Source organism: Leptospira perdikensis (assembly GCF_004769575.1).
GTDB lineage: Bacteria > Spirochaetota > Leptospiria > Leptospirales > Leptospiraceae > Leptospira_A > Leptospira_A perdikensis.
This window is the reverse complement of record NZ_RQGA01000014.1, coordinates 420,610-436,053: the sequence shown is the minus strand read 5'-3', so window position 1 is coordinate 436,053 and position 15,444 is coordinate 420,610. Positions and strand designations below refer to the sequence as shown.

Here is a 15,444-nt window from a genome sequence, read left to right as displayed (position 1 = left end):
TCGTTGTATTCAAACCTTTCTCTGAAATGATTGGTTCGTTGGAGAAAGCCTTTAGTGCGAAACTACCGAATCCTTTCTACTCATTGCTTTCTTTTCTTAGGGATTTTCCTTTCGATTCTTTGTTGTGAACCCGATTGGAAAAGAAATGCGGGAGATCCCTATACGAATGAGTTTTGGATGACTCGATTTGTCGAGGAATGGATCGTAGCTCACCCGCGTCCATTCACAATTCGAGGAACGGTGACTGGACTTAACAATTCACCTTTGGTTGTTCGCTCTCCAACTGATGGAAGTTATACGACTGTTCCTACCAATGGCTCTTTTGCCTTATCTGTGTATGCCTCTCCTAAATACATCCAACTTGATTTTCCCACACAACCTGCAGACGTACATTGTATGGTTTGGGATCGTGGTATCTGGACGGGTGATGGTTTTATCAACGCTAAAATTACCTGTCCCTTTGTTCGAACCGTTGTGAATGGCAAAACTTTGCTTTGGGATAGATGTACTTATGGGTCTTCTTGGAATCCGGATGGGACAAGTATTGGTGTTGGTAAAGGCGATTGTTCTGTGGGTTCTCCACAATCCCTTAGTTTTTGTACTGTAGCAGAAGGTTACAATGCTTCCACAAATCCTAATGCTTGTAATAGTGGGAACAACTCTTTGTTAGTCAATGTAGGGCAGGTTTATACTTCTTGTTTGGCTCGTACAGTTTCTTCTTCTTATCTACGAACTTTCTGGCGTCTCCCATTTTACCAAGAGATGTTTTCTGTGATTCGCTGTAGTGCTACCAATACTGGTGTAATTACTGGTGAAGATGGCTGTGCCTCTGTTGGAGATATGACAAAATATGCAGGGGCAACTGCAGATCCCATTCTATTTCCAAATGCACAGGCGGCTAGATATTGGAGTTCACAAACATTTCAGGCGTTGGGCGATCAGCAAACTTATATGGTCGACTTCAATATCGGAAACCAATCGTATGAATTTAAAGATGCCACCGGTTTTGTTCGGTGTGTCTCTGAGTTATAATAATTATTTTTAGTATTAAAAATCGAATCGGTTCTCTCATCTAATTTGAATTCAAAAAACGAGATTTATTTTGGCTTTAGGCACGAATCACAAACAAAGCCAATGTTGCAAATAAGTTGGGAAATAGTTTGATTTGTCTAGTTTGATTGAAAAAAGCCCGGTGTAAAACTTTGATTCGTTCGAAGTCACAAAAATCCTCAAAGTCTTTTCCTGATAAGTAGTGTAAGTTCGGTGTATCATACCAATGAAAAGGCATAAGCTCTGTCACAGGTGTCTTTCCGCTGAGAAGGATAGAAGAACGAATTTGCCAATGAGAAAAATTTGGAAATACAATGATGACCTGTTTTCCAATTCGTAAACATTCTTTAATGATTTCACCTGGATTTAATGTTTGTTGTATGGTTTGGTTGAGGATTACAAAATCAAAGCTATGATCTAAATGGTGTTTCAAACCATCATCAATATCACCATGATGAACATATAAACTCTTTTTAACACATTGGATGATACATTTATCATCCTTTTCAATTCCTTGAACACGAACCCCTTTGTTTTTTAGGATTAACATAAGTTCGCCATACCCACAACCGAGATCCAAAACTCTTTCACCTGGTTTGACCAAATTGGCAATGTAAGATATATCTGGTCTGTTTTTTAGATCTAAACCGAGGGCTTCATTCGTATGAATATTCAAAGGAAAACTCCTTCGTCAGTAGAACTTAAAAAATCTCTAAGTATAGAATCCTGTTGTTCACTTGGTAATAAAAAACTATCATGTCCAGCAGGATTGTTAAGTTCTACAAAACTAACTGGTACCGCATTGACTTCTAGGGACTTTACAATTTCTTCCGATTGATACGGTGGATACAACCAGTCAGACGTATAAGCGACTACTAAAAATCGACACCTAACTTTCGATAGAACTTTGGTGAGTTCCTTACCTGTACCCAAACTAAAATGATCTAAAGCTTTTGTAACATAAATGTATGAGTTTGCATCGAAACGGTCCACAAAGGACTCTCCCTGGTAAATCAAATAACTTCCTACAGCAAAATCTGTAGATTGGATATTACCTTTGGGAGGTTTACGACCAAATTTTTCTCTCATCATTTCATCACTTAAGTATGTAATGTGTCCCATCATCCGGGCAAGGGCAAGTCCTTTGGACGGTCGATTATCTTGAGAGTATAAACCTTGGTTCCAATTAGGATCGGAGAGTATGGCCTGTCTTCCCACTTCATTAAAAGCAATTTGTTGTGCAGAGTGTTCGGAAGAAGATGCCATCACAATACAATTTTTCAAACGGTCAGGGTAAGCAACTGACCATTGTAAGGCTTGCATTCCCCCCATGGATCCACCTGCAACTGCAAATAGTTTGTTAATTCCGAAATGGCTAACTAATTTTTCTTGTGCATTGACCATGTCGCCAATGGAAACAAAAGGAAAAGTGGATTGGAATGGTTTCCCATTTTTCCCGTTAGTCGTGAGTGGCCCACTAGAACCCTTACAACCTCCGATCACATTGGAGGAAATGATAAAGTAACGATTGGTATCAAAGGCTTTTCCTGGACCGATATAAAAATCCCAATAACCGGGGCGTTTATCACCTTCATGAAAACCGGCAGCATGGGCGTCACCAGAAAGAGCATGGCAAACAAGAATTGCGTTGTCTTTTTTATCGTTTAATGTGCCGTAAGTTTCATAGGCAATTTCGAGAGGAGTGATGGTTTCACCCCCCTCTAAGGTCAAAGAATCAAATTGAATGATTTGAGTGCATACTACGCCTACGGATCCGTGGGAAAACTCATTCTGTTCGGAGGTAGGCATAGTCTTAATCAGATATTTTTTAATGCCTCTTCCAAGTCTACCAGAATGTCATCGATGTTTTCAAGTCCTACACTCAAACGAACAAATCCAGGAGTGACTCCCGCAGAAATTTGTTCGGCTCCTGTCAACTGCTGGTGAGTTGTGGACGCAGGGTGAATGGCGAGCGATTTCGCATCACCAATGTTAGCGAGAAGGCTAAAAAGTTCGAGTCCATCGATGAATTTTTTTGCCTTTTCCACTCCACCTTTGATTTCAAAACCTACGATCGCACCAAAGAGTCCACGTTCATGGTATTTTTTGGCTATCGCATGTGTTTTGTCTGTAGAAAGTCCTGGATAATTGACCCATTCCACCTTGGGGTGTTTTTGCAAAAACTCTGCCACTTTTAGGGCATTGCTGGAATGTCGTTCCATACGGAGTGGGAGAGTTTCCACACCTTGTAGAATTTGCCATGCGTTGAAAGGAGAAATTGCTGGGCCAAGATCCCTAAGGCCTTGCACTCTAGCTTTCAAAATAAAAGCAATATTCACTCCACCGAAAGGCTCAAATTTTCCAAACACATCCCAGAATTTTAAACCATGGTATGATGGATCTGGTTCCGTGAAGTTTTTAAATTTTCCATTTCCCCAGTTGAAGGTACCTGCATCGATGATGATCCCTCCTATTGAAGTTCCATGACCGCCTAAAAATTTAGTGAGAGAGTGGACAACGATGTCTGCTCCATGTTTGATTGGGTTCACTAAATAAGGAGAAGGCATTGTATTATCAATCACTAGAGGAACTCCCACTTCTTTTGCAACTTTACTGACAGCTGCAATATCGAGTGTATCAAGTTTAGGATTTCCTAAAGTTTCAGCATAAAAAGCTCTAGTCTTTTCATTGGATGCTTTGCGAAAATTTTCTGGATCCGATTGGTCTACAAAGTGTACTTTGATTCCCAATTTTGGAAATGTATAATGGAGTAGGTTGTAAGTTCCGCCATAAAGAGAGGATGAGGCCACAATTTCTTGTCCTGCTTCTACAATGTTTAGAAGTGCCAACGTCTCCGCACTTTGGCCAGAAGCTGTTGCTAGAGCTGCCACACCACCTTCCAAAGCGGCCACACGTTTTTCTAAAACGTCTGTGGTTGGGTTCATCAGTCTTGTATAGATATTTCCAAATTCTTGGAGGCCGAAAAGTCTTGCTGCATGGTCAGTATCTTTGAATACATAAGATGTGGTTTGGTACAAAGGCACAGCACGCGATGTTGTCGTCGGGTCTGGTTCTTGTCCTCCGTGGAGTGCGATGGTTTCTGGTTTAAAATTACGTGGCATGGTTTCCTCCGATGGTCTGGCCAAATTTGACATCTCTCTCTTGTTTGTCAACAAAATATCCAATAAAATAGAATATTGATCTGTTTTATTGGATGGCCTCGGTAGGAGATTATTTCTTATTTTCAGGGTAAAACCATACGATAATGATCGTATCGTGATGAAATACCGTCTGACCCAAGGCCTTGGACTTCTATTACTACTCCCACTTTTTGCCCTGGAAGCGCAGGTCTGGGTGCCTACGGGAACTGAATCAAGACGTGCCTCTGCTTTACAATTTGATGCTGGTGCATCCAGCTTCCAAAAAGATTATTATGGGTATTTAGCGCCTAATTTCACCTACAATCACGGCAGTAATTTCGGGTATTCCTTTTCCCTTCCTCTCAATGTACTCGCGGTGGATAAAGATCCGCTGCAATTGGATAGCAAAGCGGGAAAAATTCGAGAAATGGATTATAATAGTAAAAATGACTATTCTCGAGTTTTGAATTATATTTCTTACGGAACCTATAACCAACAAGTTCCAGGTAAAGTTACCTATTCAGCTTACACTGGTAAAATGGTAGATGGTTATGTCGGTCATGGGACCATTGTGAACAAATATCAAAGTTCTTCACGCTTTGATTCTTATAATCCTGGTGTGATGGCCGACTTAAATACGGATTACGTGGGAGTCCAATACTTCGCCAATTCAGTTGTGAACTTTGAAGTAAATGCTGCTCGGGTTTATATCAAACCTTTGGCAATTGGTAAATCGTTATTTTCTTTATTTGATAAATCTTCTGATTTAGTTTATTTGATGAATCTAAGAGGAAATGTTCTAGATGAATCAGGACGACTGAGTGTAGAGGAAGAAGCAGGTTCGGAAGAAACCAAAAATAAAAAAGTAGAAGAAGCTAGGAAAAAAGAACTCCGACCCATTAACAAAGATTCGCGGATGGAACTTGTAGACAATGATCCATGGTACAACCGTTTGACGATAGGTTACACGAGAGCTTGGGATAGAGCCGCTCCCGTACAAATGTCTTATAATACTAACGGTTCTCCTGTCACAGAAAAGAATTTAGATAATCCCAAAACCACACAGGTCACTCGCGCATCAGTGGAAGGTATGGACATTGAATACCGACTTCTTAATTTACCTTTTGTAGAATTGACTCCCTATTTAGATTTTAATAAAATCAAAGGCCTCGACGGAGCCCAAGGTACTCATTATGGAAGTATCTTCCGATTGGGAACCAAGGATTTAAATATCATTTTAAAACCAGAGTTCCGTCAGATGACGGCAAACTATGCACCAATGTATTTTGATAGTTTCTATGAAGTGGAAAGGTTTCAAAAGTTCCCAGTTTCTGCACCTCTCCGCCCCAAATATGATTATCTAGAAAATCAGTCCAATGCGAAAGTCACTGGATACTACCATACCGTTTATATCAATTTTTATCACTTGGGTTTTGAATTTGCGGTTGAGGATTACGGACTAAAAGGAAACAAACGAGTGTTTGCTGCTGCCTATATACCTCTCGGATCTTCTTTTTTAATGTCTTTTTATTATACAAAGAAAGGATATGAATCACAAGGCAAAGCTTTTGAAATGGATAATAATACGCAAGCAGCGGCAGAAATTTCTAAATCTTTTGGTCCCATTGTCCTTAGGTTACAGAACTATCGTAAATACTATTTAGATAGTAGTGAAAAGTCATTCGTGAGTATTGATGAAATCCGGTTTTTAGTTTCGGGTGGGATTAGTTTCTAATTAGAAACAATTGATGCAAAAGGGCCGAATAGGCAAATTCAGTTCTGAGGTTGATTTTACCCAAACTCAAAAGCGGAAATCCACTCTCTTTAAAAAATAAAATATCCTCAGGTTTCCATCCGGACTCTGGCCCAAACAGAAACAGAATTTCTTTTTCTTGAGCGAGCTGCTTTTCTACAGTATCCCTAAATTGGAAATTCTGACCTTCGCGATCTAAAACCATAACTTTTCCAGACCAAGACTTAAGAAATGATTTCCAAACCATTCTTCTCTCTAGATGGAGAGAGGGGAGTCGACTATTTCCTGTTTGGTTTAGTCCGGTCTCTAAATAAGAAAGAGTATCTTTGTTGTAAACCGGGGAAGTCCAATATTCTTTATTTTTTGTTTCCGTCGCATAAAAATAAAGTGAGTTGATTCCGTAAGCACCGCTCAAATGCAAAAGTTTTTTCCCTGTTTGTGGCCTAGGGAGGGAAAAGAAAATATTGATGTCTAAAGGTTTCAAAACACCAGGAACCAAACTTTCTTTGAGCAAAGTTGTTGAATTTTCAGAAGTTGATTGGATTTTAAATAAAAAATTTCCCAAATTAGGAATGACTACCTGAACTGTTTCCCCTGTATTTTTCTTCAGAATGGTTTGGATATGATTATGCCTCTCTCCTGTTAGATGGATAATCTTGTTAGTATCTAATTCTCTTTCATAGATAAGGATCCAATTCAATTCTTAGATCTCGTAACTTGGTTTTTTATCGGGTAGAGAATCTTCCGTTTTCGGTGTCGGCTCCGGTTCTGATTCTGGACTTGGTTGTTCTAAAATCGGATTTTGGATTTTATTTCCATTGGTTTCTACCGTTTGGGAACTGGTCAAAGACCATTTCCAAAAATACAAAAGCAGAATTGTGAAAAGTAAAATAGGAATCAAACGAAACTCTCGTTTCTTTGATCCACGTTTTGATTTTAAATAATCGATGGGCGCATAAAGTAAATCGAGGATTAGTTCTTTATAACTTTGGAAAGATGGTTGAAAGGTAAAGGATGGAATTGGTTCGGAATGTCGTAGAGAATCTTCCGCCGACTCCAAATCTGGTACAAAAGTAAATCGATGAGAACATACTGGACATTGCACCAAAATGGTTCCCTGGGTAGCAGGGAACCGTAACATCGTGGAACAATTCGGACATTGTTTAACGAGATTCAATTAAGAACCTTCGTTCTTAGTACTTTAAAGAACTCTTCAATGCTTCTACGTTTTTCTTATAATGTTTATTAGAATCTCTATCGTTATAATCGAAAAGTTTAGTAAACAGTTTGTCGAAGTAGTCCAAGTTTTTGAAATAGAATTGTTTTTTGAAATTGTTTCTAATTGGGTTTGATTTTGTGTTCTCTACGTTTGAGAGAATGTATTTACCAACACCTTTTTCAGAAGGAGTTTCTGGAGTTCCCCAAACAGGATAGTCATCATGTTGGTAGAACAATTCAATTTTATCATCATGTGGAGCTGCTCCATTTGGCGCAACGTCTGCAATTACAGAGATGATTTTATCTTCTAACAAAAAGTTATTTTGATAGATGTAAGTTCTAATCTTTGTTAGGTTTCGTGGTTGTTCTTTTCTTGGATCTGGATCTGCATTATTGGAACCTTCAAAAAAGAGTTCCATCTTTTTGAATTTGGCACCCAGGTTTCTTCCTGATCTTCCATCTTCACTTCCAACAAAGTCAAAAACTTCTAAATGCAAACAAGTGTTTTCTTGTGCTTCTTGTTTATCACTTGCTTCACATCTTTCGCCATCAGCACTAGGTTTTCCTTTGTAAAGGACTGTGCGATGTGGAAGAGTTTTCACTCTCATTTTAAATAGAACAGTGTGTAAACGAAGTCGTTTATTCACTTCAGAGATATTATCATCTAGTTCTTTTTCCGTCTCAGTGATGGACTTACCAGATTGAGTGGAATCAATTCCTGCAGAAGTTGAGCCTGTTTCTGAGCTACCAGTTTGAGCGAAAACCCCAAAGTTGAGCAAAAGGATGGGGAGAATTAATTTTATTTTCATGTCCGAATCTTCCTAAAAGGTTAATTTGAGGATACCAAAGAACGACCAATGGACGTAAACAAATATCCTGTAAAAATTATCGGTAAATCACCTAGAAGATTGAAGCCGAAACTCTTACTTTTTAGCGTTTCCATCCAAAATCCGGAAAGGATTCCAAATAAAAAGAAATGGTCGGTGCGTGCAATCCTTCCGGTTTTTCCCAATTTTTCGTAATCCAACGACGTTCTACATAGTCACAGTAGTCTTTTAAGTTTCTGCCAGAGGCTCCGTCTAAGACTTCTGCGAGTTTTTGGCGGTCATTCAGTTTGAGTTGTTTGGCATATCCTTCCAAAATTTTGGCACGTTCTTCCTGGTTTGGCAAAGGAAAATAGATCTTTCTGTCAAAACGTGATAAAAGTGCAGAATCAAGGTCTCGTTTGCGATTGGTAGCACCGATTGTGATGGTGCCACTTCGGTCGGCAAACCCGTCTAGTTTACGGAGAAGAACACTGAGAAGGTTTCGTGTCGCTTCAAAGAGTCCGTCTTCTCTGGAAGTGGCTAAGGAATCAATTTCATCCAAAAATAACATACATTGTGGGAATAGGGCCGCCGCATCGAAGACCATGGCCAGGTTTTGGGAAGATTCTCCATAATATTTACTTAAGATGGATTCAATGGGAACATAGACCATCGGAACCCCACAAAGATGGGAGACAATTTTTGCCATACTGGTTTTTCCAACACCAGGTTCCCCTTCAAAGAGAACTGCACGAGGAAGGTTCGGACTCGGTTTTTGGCGGGTGAGTTTGGTGATCTCCAAAAAGGGTTCAGGTTTCAAAAGAGGGAAAACCAAACTTTCTAAAATTTGTGCCTTCACTTGGTCGTAACCAAAAACAGAATCAAAACCTAAATCATTTCCTTTTGCTTTTTCTAATTGGGGGTCATAAACTTCCGCTCCCAATTGGTGCAGAAGAATGCGGGGATCTTTCGCGGCTTGTCCTTCTGCTTTCAAAAATTGGAAGAGGCTCAAGATGGTTTGGACTTCTTTGGTGGAAAAATCGCCTAGTTTGGAACATTCTACTTTTAAATCAGATTTGAAAGAAAAACGAATTCGAAATTTCCCGGTTAGGTTCTTCTGCGGCTCAAACAAATTTTCCCCTAAGGTTTGGATGCTCAAATAACCTTCCTCAAAATTGTAGATACGAAAATTTTCGATATAATTTCGCACAATTCCCAAACAGTCCAGAATTCGGTCCTTACTAGCACCTTCAGTCCGGAATCGAAATAAGGTTTCTTCCTTTTCGTGAACGAACTGGTAGTTGGCATCTTTCAGTTCGGTCGCAAAGAGCTCCTTGGCTTTAAAATAGTCTAGATGGGGAAGGGAATTGGACATAAGGAACAAAATGCGGAACTTTCCCTTTTTTTTCAAGGAAGGATTTTGATTTCCTCCGACGAATACATTGGAGAGGTTGTACGAACAATGGGTGAAGGTTCACTATCACAAGAAGATATAGATGCATTACTCGGCGGATTTAGCGGCGGAGGAAATGCTCCTGCGGGTGGTGGTTCCGGAGGCGGAGGCGGCCTGGATGATTTGGACGCTCTTGTCGGTGGAAGTGGCGGAGATGACAATGGTCCTTCTTTTGCAGACATTGCAGCAGCTTTAGGTCCTAGTGCAACACCAACTCCTGCCCGGTCAGGTGCTAAATCCCAGTCCAGTCCAGGAAGTAATACTGCAAACCTCAATTTACTTTTAGATGTCACTCTCCAACTCACCATTGAACTTGGTCGCACGACCATGTTTATCAAAGACGTCCTCCAGCTCACAGAAGGAACCGTTGTTGAACTGGATAAAAACATTGGCGAGGAACTCGATATCCTTGCGAACGGAAAATTAGTAGGACGGGGAAAACTGATTATTTTGGATGATTACTACGGTGTTCAAATCACTCAAATTGTAGACCCTATGGAAAGACTTGGTGGTCCTGCCTTTTTATAGATTTTGCCCTTTGCAAATCGATAGTTATCCTAATGGAATTTGAAGTTACTTATACATTAGAAAGAATCAAAAATCCTTCTGAAGATTTACAAACGGATCTTTGGAATCGGCTTCATGAATTCAGCGTATCCAAATTAGGTGATCCTGGTATGGAAAAAAAAGAGTTTTTTGCTCTTTTGGTAAAAGAGGGTGAGGAACTTGTAGCTGCATCCTTATGTTATTTATTTTTTAAAGGACTCAACCTCCAACTCCTTTGGGTGGCCGAAGAAAAACGAGGGATGGATTTAGGAACCAAGTTACTCAAACAAATTGAGGAAGAGGCTAAAACTCTCGGTGCCACTCTTGTGTTTGGATATTCTTTTGGATTCCAAGCTCCTAAGTTTTATATAAAACTGGGTTATGAGGAAGTGGGAAAAATTTCAAACTATCCAGAGGGTCAAAATTGTTACTTCCTTTGTAAAAAATTAGTTTCTGAACTCACTTGACAGCTTTCTGCTTTCTACCAAGTTTGACTCATATGTTAACTCTAGCCATTGTATAGACCGCCAAAACGGTGAACTTGTTTTGGATTCCCCGCCTAAATTCAATTAGGAGGCGGCTATCTTCGCACAGGCGGTCTTTTCCCTCTCATACACTGTTTTGGTCTCCTATTTTTGTTTTGCCGCAAAAACTGGATATGTCACGAGAATCCGATTTATCTAAATTCCAAAAGTTCTCTAAGAAAAAACGTTTTGATGACGAAGACGATGATATTTCTACCTCTAATTCTCAAACGAAGTCTTTTCGTTTTCGTTCCGATACAGGTGAATTCCGTTGTGTAGAATGTAAACAAATGGTTTTTCCTCCAGGATACGGAACCGGACAGAGAAACCATTGCCCCAATTGTCTTACCAGTTTGCATATAGACTCAGCACCAGGCGACAGAAAAGCAAACTGTGGAAGTAAAATGGAAGCCATTTCCATTTGGGTGCGTAACGGAGAATGGGTGATCTTACATCGATGTAAGGGATGCGGAGTGATCCATGCCAATCGCATTGGACCGGACGATAATGAATCTTTGTTATTGTCACTTGCGGCCCAAGCTATGGCCAAACCAAGTTTTCGGTTGTTCGAAGAAAATCCGGTGGAAGTTCCACCGGATTAATATTTGTTAGGTTATGTTTTTGGTTTCTTTGGTTCTGTTAAGTTTGCAATGAGGTTTGGTAAGTTCATTACATCTGCAGGCACAAGGATTTCCGTATTTTCTTTGGCAACGTGTAGGAAGTTTTGGATGAAAGCCTTCGTGATCTGAAGTTTGATCGCAGAAGCTCCCCCTTGGTCAGAGATGGCACCAGCGATGGCTTCAATCCCTTTTGCTGTCGCAACGGCAAGAGCTTCAATTTCTGTTGCTTTTCCTTCCGCAGAGTTGATCCTTCTTTGTTTTTCCCCTTCCGATTTGTTTACAGCTTCTTCTTTAAAACCAAGAGAACGATTGATTCTTGAATCTCTTTCCCCTTCAGAAAGAAGTACCTGGGAACGTTTGGCGATCTGGGCTTTTTTCTCTTTTTCCATGGCATCAAGAACTGATTTGGGTGGAACAATATTGAGAATCTCATACCGATTCACTTTGATTCCCCAAGGTTCAGATGCTTGGTCGATGGCTGCGACAATCGTAGAATTGATTAAGTCTTTTTCACCGATTGTTTTATCGAGTTCCATCGTTCCAATCACAGAACGCATAGTTGTTTGTGCGAGTTGGATGGCAGCAAATTGAAAGTCTTCAATTCCATAAGAAGCTCGAACCGGATCAATGATTTTGAGATAAATCACTCCATCTACTTTCACCTGCACATTGTCATGTGTGATACAGATCTGCGGTTGGACATCTATGGATTGTTCTTTGAGAGTGTGGTAATAAGCATCACGGTCAATGAACGGGATGAGGATATGAAATCCTGCACGTAAACTACGAGAGTATTTTCCGAGACGTTCCACGATAAGAACATCTTGTGCGGGGATGATCCGAATGCAGCGAAAGATATTGTAGATTAAATAAATGGCAACAATCGCCCAAAATGCTAAGTATACGAATTCCATACTATTCTCCTACCTGCGGGATTTTTGTTGTGATTTTAGAAAGTCCTTCAAAAACTCCACCGATATTGGCAAGGTTTTCTGGAACCACAGTGGTTTTCGAAGTTTTGAAAATTTGGCCTAGGGCATCCATATATTCTTGTGTGATTTGTAAACTCACAGCTTCCTTTCCGCCTTTTTTACTAATGGCTTCCGAAATCAATTGTAAACCTTTTGCAGTGGCATTCGAGATCACAGTGATCTCTAGAGCTCTTCCCTCCGCTTCATTGACCAACCGAATTTTTTCCCCTTCGGAAATGTTAATCGATTCTTGTCTTTCTCCTACGGAATGATTGACCCGAGCTTCCTTTTCTCCTTGGGAGATAGTGATTTCTGCTCGTCTTTCCCTTTCGGATTTCATTTGATTTTCCATCTCCAGTAGGATTTGTTTGGGAGGTGTGATATTTCGAATTTCGTATCTTGTGACTTTAATTCCCCAAGGATCTGTGGCACGGTCAATGTTAGAAACAACTCGACCATTGATTTCATCTCTTTCTGAAAGTAAATTATCAAAAATTAATTTTCCAATTTCGGAACGAAGAGTGGTTTGTGCAAGTTGTGTGGTTGCTAACATAAAGTTATCGATTCCGTAAGATGCCTTTTCTCCATCCACAACTTTTAGATACAATACACCATCCACTTCAACGGATACGTTATCCTTTGTAATACAAACTTGTGGATCGATATCAATGGTTTGTTCTTTTAAATTTTGTCGGTAACGAATTTGATCTACGAATGGAATCATAAAATAAAATCCCGATTTCAAAACACCATTCAATACACCTAATCTTTCTTTTACGTAAACACTTTGTTCTGGAACAATGATAATTGTTTTTTTGATGATATAAACAACGACCAAAAATACAACGATGACGGTTGCGCCCATAGTTTCCTCCTCTGTGACGTTTGACCATACTGGTGGATCAAAAAGAGAAAAGGGTTTTTTTAATTGGATTAAAAAAAAATGAAATCTTTTGGTTATGAATCCACTCGTTCCACGGTGAAGGTAAGATTATCTCGTGAAAGGATACGAACAAAGTTTCCTTTAGGAATTTTCGAATTAGTGGAGACCGCATCCCATAAAGTTCCTTGGAATTTTATTTTCCCACCATGTCTTTGGACAAGGATATCTGTTTCAACAGGAACAATTTGATTTAAAAAATCATCTTGGATGAAAGGATCCACAGAAGATTCAGATTTAAAAAATCTTTTGACGGCAGATCCACCCACGAGGATGGAAACAAGACTAGAAACCACCCAGACCACCACTTGGGTGTAGAATTCAATGGGCACCAAACGGGTAAAAATACCGGTAAAAATGGCCCCAATTCCTAAAAACATCACAAAAGTTCCGGGTAGGAGAAATTCTGAAAACAGTAAAATGAGTCCAAGGAAAATCCATAGATAGGCTGTGTTTGCAAAAATAAAATCCAATGTGTTCCTCTAAAGAAAAGGAATACTGGATTCTAGATAAGGCAAGAAAAATAATACTTTGATTTCGGAGGAAGGCTAAGAACCTGTCTTGTGTGAAACGAATTTTCCTCATTCTTTTGGGAGTTTTTCTCATCCTCCAGTTTTTCCCAGTTGCAAGAACCAATCCTCCCATCACTTCCGAAATTCAAACTAATGTAGAAGTGAAAGAAGTTCTGAAACGAAGTTGTTATGACTGCCATTCGAATGAAACCGTTTGGCCAGCTTATTCTTATATTTTCCCGGCTTCGTTATTGATTTCACACCATGTAGAGGAAGGGCGAGAAGAATTGAATTTTTCAGAATTTGGACTTCTTGCTGAAAGAAAACAAAACAAAAAAATATATGAAGTTTGGGAACAGGTGGAGGAAGCCGAGATGCCTCCGAAAGATTATCTGTTGCTACATCCTGGTGCTGAGTTATCTGAAAAAGATAAAGAGGTTTTGAAAGTTTGGACGGATACTTATAATAAGGAATCAGAATGAAAGAAAAAAAATTATGGGGTGGCCGTTTTGATGCACCGCCATCTTCGCTGATGATTCGAATTGGAGAATCCATTAGTTTCGATAAAGAACTTTATGCTCATGATATTGAAGGTTCTATTTCCCATTCGAGAATGTTAAAACGAATCGGAATTTTATCAGAATCAGAACAAAGAAAAATCGAAACTGGTCTTGTGCAGATCAAAAAAGAAATCGATTCTGGAAAGTTCGAATTTAAAATCGAAAATGAAGACATCCATATGTCTGTGGAGTCTCGCCTAACGGAACTTCTTGGGGATTTGGGAAAAAAACTCCACACGGGACGTAGTCGTAATGACCAGGTTTCGCAGGATGTTCGTTTGTATATCAAATCGGAAGTGGAAACAATTCTTGTTTTACTTGCTGATTTACTTGTTGCTTGGATAGGAAAGGCAGAGACACATACCAAAACCATTATCCCTGGATATACCCATCTTCAAATTGCTCAACCGATTCGCGCTTCCCATTATTTTCTTTCCCATTTTTGGGCCAACATACGTGACTTCGAGGATTTTCTCGACGCTTACGAGAGGGCGGATGAATTAGTGTTAGGTTCTGGTGCTTTGGCTGGTGTCAATTATGCAACTGATAGAGAGTTTCTTAAAAAAGATTTGTCTCTTTCTCGGATTTCCGAAAATTCTATAGATGCGGTAAGTCAAAGAGATCATATCTTTAAATTTTTATTTGCTTCGTCTCAGTTTATGATCCATGTCTCTCGGTTTTGTGAAGAGATCATTCTTTACACTTCCCAGGAATTCAGTTATTTTAAACTCCCCGATCATTTAACTACGGGATCGTCCATTATGCCTCAGAAAAAAAATCCCGATGTTGCTGAACTCATTCGAGGAAAAGCGGGCCGTGTGATTGGAAGTTTAACCCACCTACTTGTGATGGTAAAAGGTACACCTTTATCGTATAACAGAGATTTTCAGGAAGATAAACTTCCATTATTTGATACTGTCAAACAAATCAAACTGAGTATTGAAGGGGTCAGGGATATGGTTCAGGGAATCCAAGTGTTTCCTGAAAATGCAATCCGTAGCCTTCGTTCCGGATTTTCCACAGCCACCGACCTTGCCGATTGGTTAGTGAGTGCGAAGGGAATTCCATTTCGTTCGGCTCATGAAATTGTTGGGGAACTTGTCAAACATTGCTCATCGAAGGGTTATGATTTGTTCACCATCCCTAGCGGAGAGAGGGGACAAATCCATGCCGTCCTGACAGATCCCGGATATGAAGCAGCTATTTCCCTTGAAACATCTTGCGACAAAAAAGATGTGATGGGTGGAACTTCGCTTTTTCGTCAAAAAGAACAAATCAAACGGGCGAAAGCGAAGGTAAACGAATTGACCAAAAAACTAAAATCGATAGAATCCAAAGGTAAAAAATAAGT

Annotated in this window: 17 protein-coding genes; 7 read left to right on the top strand and 10 right to left on the bottom strand. The window is 39.7% G+C overall.

The genetic code is table 11. The features are described 5' to 3' along the window. The first annotated feature begins 177 nt into the window (after positions 1-177). On the top strand, positions 178-1,032 hold the full coding sequence (locus EHQ49_RS14870; protein ID WP_135580434.1) for an Lcl domain-containing protein: 855 nt from the start codon (positions 178-180) through the stop codon (positions 1,030-1,032). A 76-nt stretch (positions 1,033-1,108) separates the two neighbouring features. On the opposite strand, the gene metW is transcribed toward EHQ49_RS14870, so the two are convergent. The 3 genes from metW to EHQ49_RS14855 are packed head-to-tail and all read right to left on the bottom strand — an operon-like array spanning position 1,109 to position 4,172. After that, positions 1,109-1,726 carry a methionine biosynthesis protein MetW gene (metW, locus tag EHQ49_RS14865; protein WP_135580433.1) on the bottom strand — a complete coding sequence of 206 codons (618 nt, stop codon included), beginning with the start codon at positions 1,724-1,726 and terminating at the stop codon, positions 1,109-1,111. After that, on the bottom strand, positions 1,723-2,859 hold the full coding sequence (metX, locus tag EHQ49_RS14860; RefSeq protein WP_135580432.1) for a homoserine O-acetyltransferase MetX: 1,137 nt from the start codon (positions 2,857-2,859) through the stop codon (positions 1,723-1,725). Before metX ends, metW begins: the two co-directional genes overlap by 4 nt. Before the next feature lie 8 nt (positions 2,860-2,867). Next, entirely contained in the window at positions 2,868-4,172 is a 1,305-nt protein-coding gene (locus EHQ49_RS14855) for an O-acetylhomoserine aminocarboxypropyltransferase/cysteine synthase family protein (protein WP_135580431.1), read from the bottom strand. A gap of 157 nt (positions 4,173-4,329) precedes the next feature. On the opposite strand from EHQ49_RS14855, the gene EHQ49_RS14850 reads away from it, so the two are divergent. Then, positions 4,330-5,925, top strand: coding sequence for a hypothetical protein (locus tag EHQ49_RS14850; RefSeq protein WP_135580430.1), 1,596 nt, complete (start codon positions 4,330-4,332; stop codon positions 5,923-5,925). Here EHQ49_RS14850 and EHQ49_RS14845 read toward each other — a convergent pair. The 4 genes from EHQ49_RS14845 to EHQ49_RS14830 form a co-directional block, all read right to left on the bottom strand. After that, positions 5,915-6,643, bottom strand: coding sequence for an RsmE family RNA methyltransferase (locus EHQ49_RS14845; RefSeq protein WP_135580429.1), 729 nt, complete (start codon positions 6,641-6,643; stop codon positions 5,915-5,917). The genes EHQ49_RS14850 and EHQ49_RS14845 overlap by 11 nt on opposite strands. 3 nt (positions 6,644-6,646) lie before the next feature. Continuing rightward, positions 6,647-7,084 carry a hypothetical protein gene (locus EHQ49_RS14840; protein ID WP_135580428.1) on the bottom strand — a complete coding sequence of 146 codons (438 nt, stop codon included), beginning with the start codon at positions 7,082-7,084 and terminating at the stop codon, positions 6,647-6,649. Positions 7,085-7,136: 52 nt separating this feature from the next. Continuing rightward, the gene (gene fcpB / locus EHQ49_RS14835; RefSeq protein WP_135580427.1) at positions 7,137-7,970 is read right to left on the bottom strand and encodes a flagellar-coiling protein FcpB; all 834 of its coding nucleotides are present in this window, start codon (positions 7,968-7,970) and stop codon (positions 7,137-7,139) included. Between the two features lie 121 nt (positions 7,971-8,091). Beyond that, positions 8,092-9,342 (bottom strand): AAA family ATPase, encoded by a 1,251-nt coding sequence (locus EHQ49_RS14830; RefSeq protein ID WP_208732235.1) that lies wholly within the window; start codon positions 9,340-9,342, stop codon positions 8,092-8,094. Positions 9,343-9,429: 87 nt separating this feature from the next. On the opposite strand from EHQ49_RS14830, the gene fliN reads away from it, so the two are divergent. The 3 genes from fliN (at position 9,430) to EHQ49_RS14815 (ending at position 11,092) form a co-directional block, all read left to right on the top strand. After that, positions 9,430-9,948 carry a flagellar motor switch protein FliN gene (gene fliN / locus EHQ49_RS14825; protein WP_135580758.1) on the top strand — a complete coding sequence of 173 codons (519 nt, stop codon included), beginning with the start codon at positions 9,430-9,432 and terminating at the stop codon, positions 9,946-9,948. 32 nt (positions 9,949-9,980) lie between these two features. Further along, positions 9,981-10,433: a GNAT family N-acetyltransferase gene (locus EHQ49_RS14820; RefSeq protein WP_135580426.1), complete on the top strand. Its 453-nt coding sequence runs from the start codon at positions 9,981-9,983 to the stop codon at positions 10,431-10,433. Between the two features lie 191 nt (positions 10,434-10,624). Then, positions 10,625-11,092, top strand: a complete 468-nt coding sequence (locus tag EHQ49_RS14815) for an RNHCP domain-containing protein (RefSeq protein ID WP_135580425.1) — start codon at positions 10,625-10,627, stop codon at positions 11,090-11,092. Positions 11,093-11,103: 11 nt separating this feature from the next. Here EHQ49_RS14815 and EHQ49_RS14810 read toward each other — a convergent pair whose 3' ends face one another. The 3 genes from EHQ49_RS14810 to EHQ49_RS14800 form a co-directional block, all read right to left on the bottom strand. Beyond that, positions 11,104-12,024, bottom strand: a complete 921-nt coding sequence (locus EHQ49_RS14810) for an SPFH domain-containing protein (RefSeq protein WP_135580424.1) — start codon at positions 12,022-12,024, stop codon at positions 11,104-11,106. A gap of 1 nt (position 12,025) precedes the next feature. After that, positions 12,026-12,946, bottom strand: coding sequence for an SPFH domain-containing protein (locus EHQ49_RS14805; RefSeq protein ID WP_135580423.1), 921 nt, complete (start codon positions 12,944-12,946; stop codon positions 12,026-12,028). 92 nt (positions 12,947-13,038) lie between these two features. Continuing rightward, on the bottom strand, positions 13,039-13,494 hold the full coding sequence (locus tag EHQ49_RS14800) for an NfeD family protein (protein WP_135580422.1): 456 nt from the start codon (positions 13,492-13,494) through the stop codon (positions 13,039-13,041). A 92-nt stretch (positions 13,495-13,586) separates the two neighbouring features. Here EHQ49_RS14800 and EHQ49_RS14795 point away from each other — a divergent pair, with 92 nt between their 5' ends. Then, positions 13,587-14,015 (top strand): heme-binding domain-containing protein, encoded by a 429-nt coding sequence (locus EHQ49_RS14795; RefSeq protein WP_135580421.1) that lies wholly within the window; start codon positions 13,587-13,589, stop codon positions 14,013-14,015. After that, entirely contained in the window at positions 14,012-15,442 is a 1,431-nt protein-coding gene (argH, locus tag EHQ49_RS14790; RefSeq protein ID WP_135580420.1) for an argininosuccinate lyase, read from the top strand. The genes EHQ49_RS14795 and argH overlap by 4 nt, the downstream gene beginning before the upstream one ends. Positions 15,443-15,444 lie beyond the last annotated feature (2 nt).

Excerpts from the sequence above, each read along its gene's own strand:
- EHQ49_RS14810 (WP_135580424.1), bottom strand. The coding sequence starts at position 12,024 with ATGGAATTCGTATACTTAGCATTTTGGGCGATTGTTGCCATTTATTTA.
- fcpB (WP_135580427.1), bottom strand. The coding sequence starts at position 7,970 with ATGAAAATAAAATTAATTCTCCCCATCCTTTTGCTCAACTTTGGGGTT.
- EHQ49_RS14870 (WP_135580434.1), top strand. The coding sequence starts at position 178 with ATGACTCGATTTGTCGAGGAATGGATCGTAGCTCACCCGCGTCCATTC.
- EHQ49_RS14855 (WP_135580431.1), bottom strand. The coding sequence starts at position 4,172 with ATGCCACGTAATTTTAAACCAGAAACCATCGCACTCCACGGAGGACAA.
- EHQ49_RS14805 (WP_135580423.1), bottom strand. The coding sequence starts at position 12,946 with ATGGGCGCAACCGTCATCGTTGTATTTTTGGTCGTTGTTTATATCATC.
- fliN (WP_135580758.1), top strand. The coding sequence starts at position 9,430 with ATGGGTGAAGGTTCACTATCACAAGAAGATATAGATGCATTACTCGGC.
- EHQ49_RS14815 (WP_135580425.1), top strand. The coding sequence starts at position 10,625 with ATGTCACGAGAATCCGATTTATCTAAATTCCAAAAGTTCTCTAAGAAA.
- EHQ49_RS14850 (WP_135580430.1), top strand. The coding sequence starts at position 4,330 with ATGAAATACCGTCTGACCCAAGGCCTTGGACTTCTATTACTACTCCCA.
- metX (WP_135580432.1), bottom strand. The coding sequence starts at position 2,859 with ATGCCTACCTCCGAACAGAATGAGTTTTCCCACGGATCCGTAGGCGTA.
- EHQ49_RS14830 (WP_208732235.1), bottom strand. The coding sequence starts at position 9,342 with ATGTCCAATTCCCTTCCCCATCTAGACTATTTTAAAGCCAAGGAGCTC.
- EHQ49_RS14820 (WP_135580426.1), top strand. The coding sequence starts at position 9,981 with ATGGAATTTGAAGTTACTTATACATTAGAAAGAATCAAAAATCCTTCT.
- EHQ49_RS14840 (WP_135580428.1), bottom strand. The coding sequence starts at position 7,084 with ATGTTACGGTTCCCTGCTACCCAGGGAACCATTTTGGTGCAATGTCCA.
- argH (WP_135580420.1), top strand. The coding sequence starts at position 14,012 with ATGAAAGAAAAAAAATTATGGGGTGGCCGTTTTGATGCACCGCCATCT.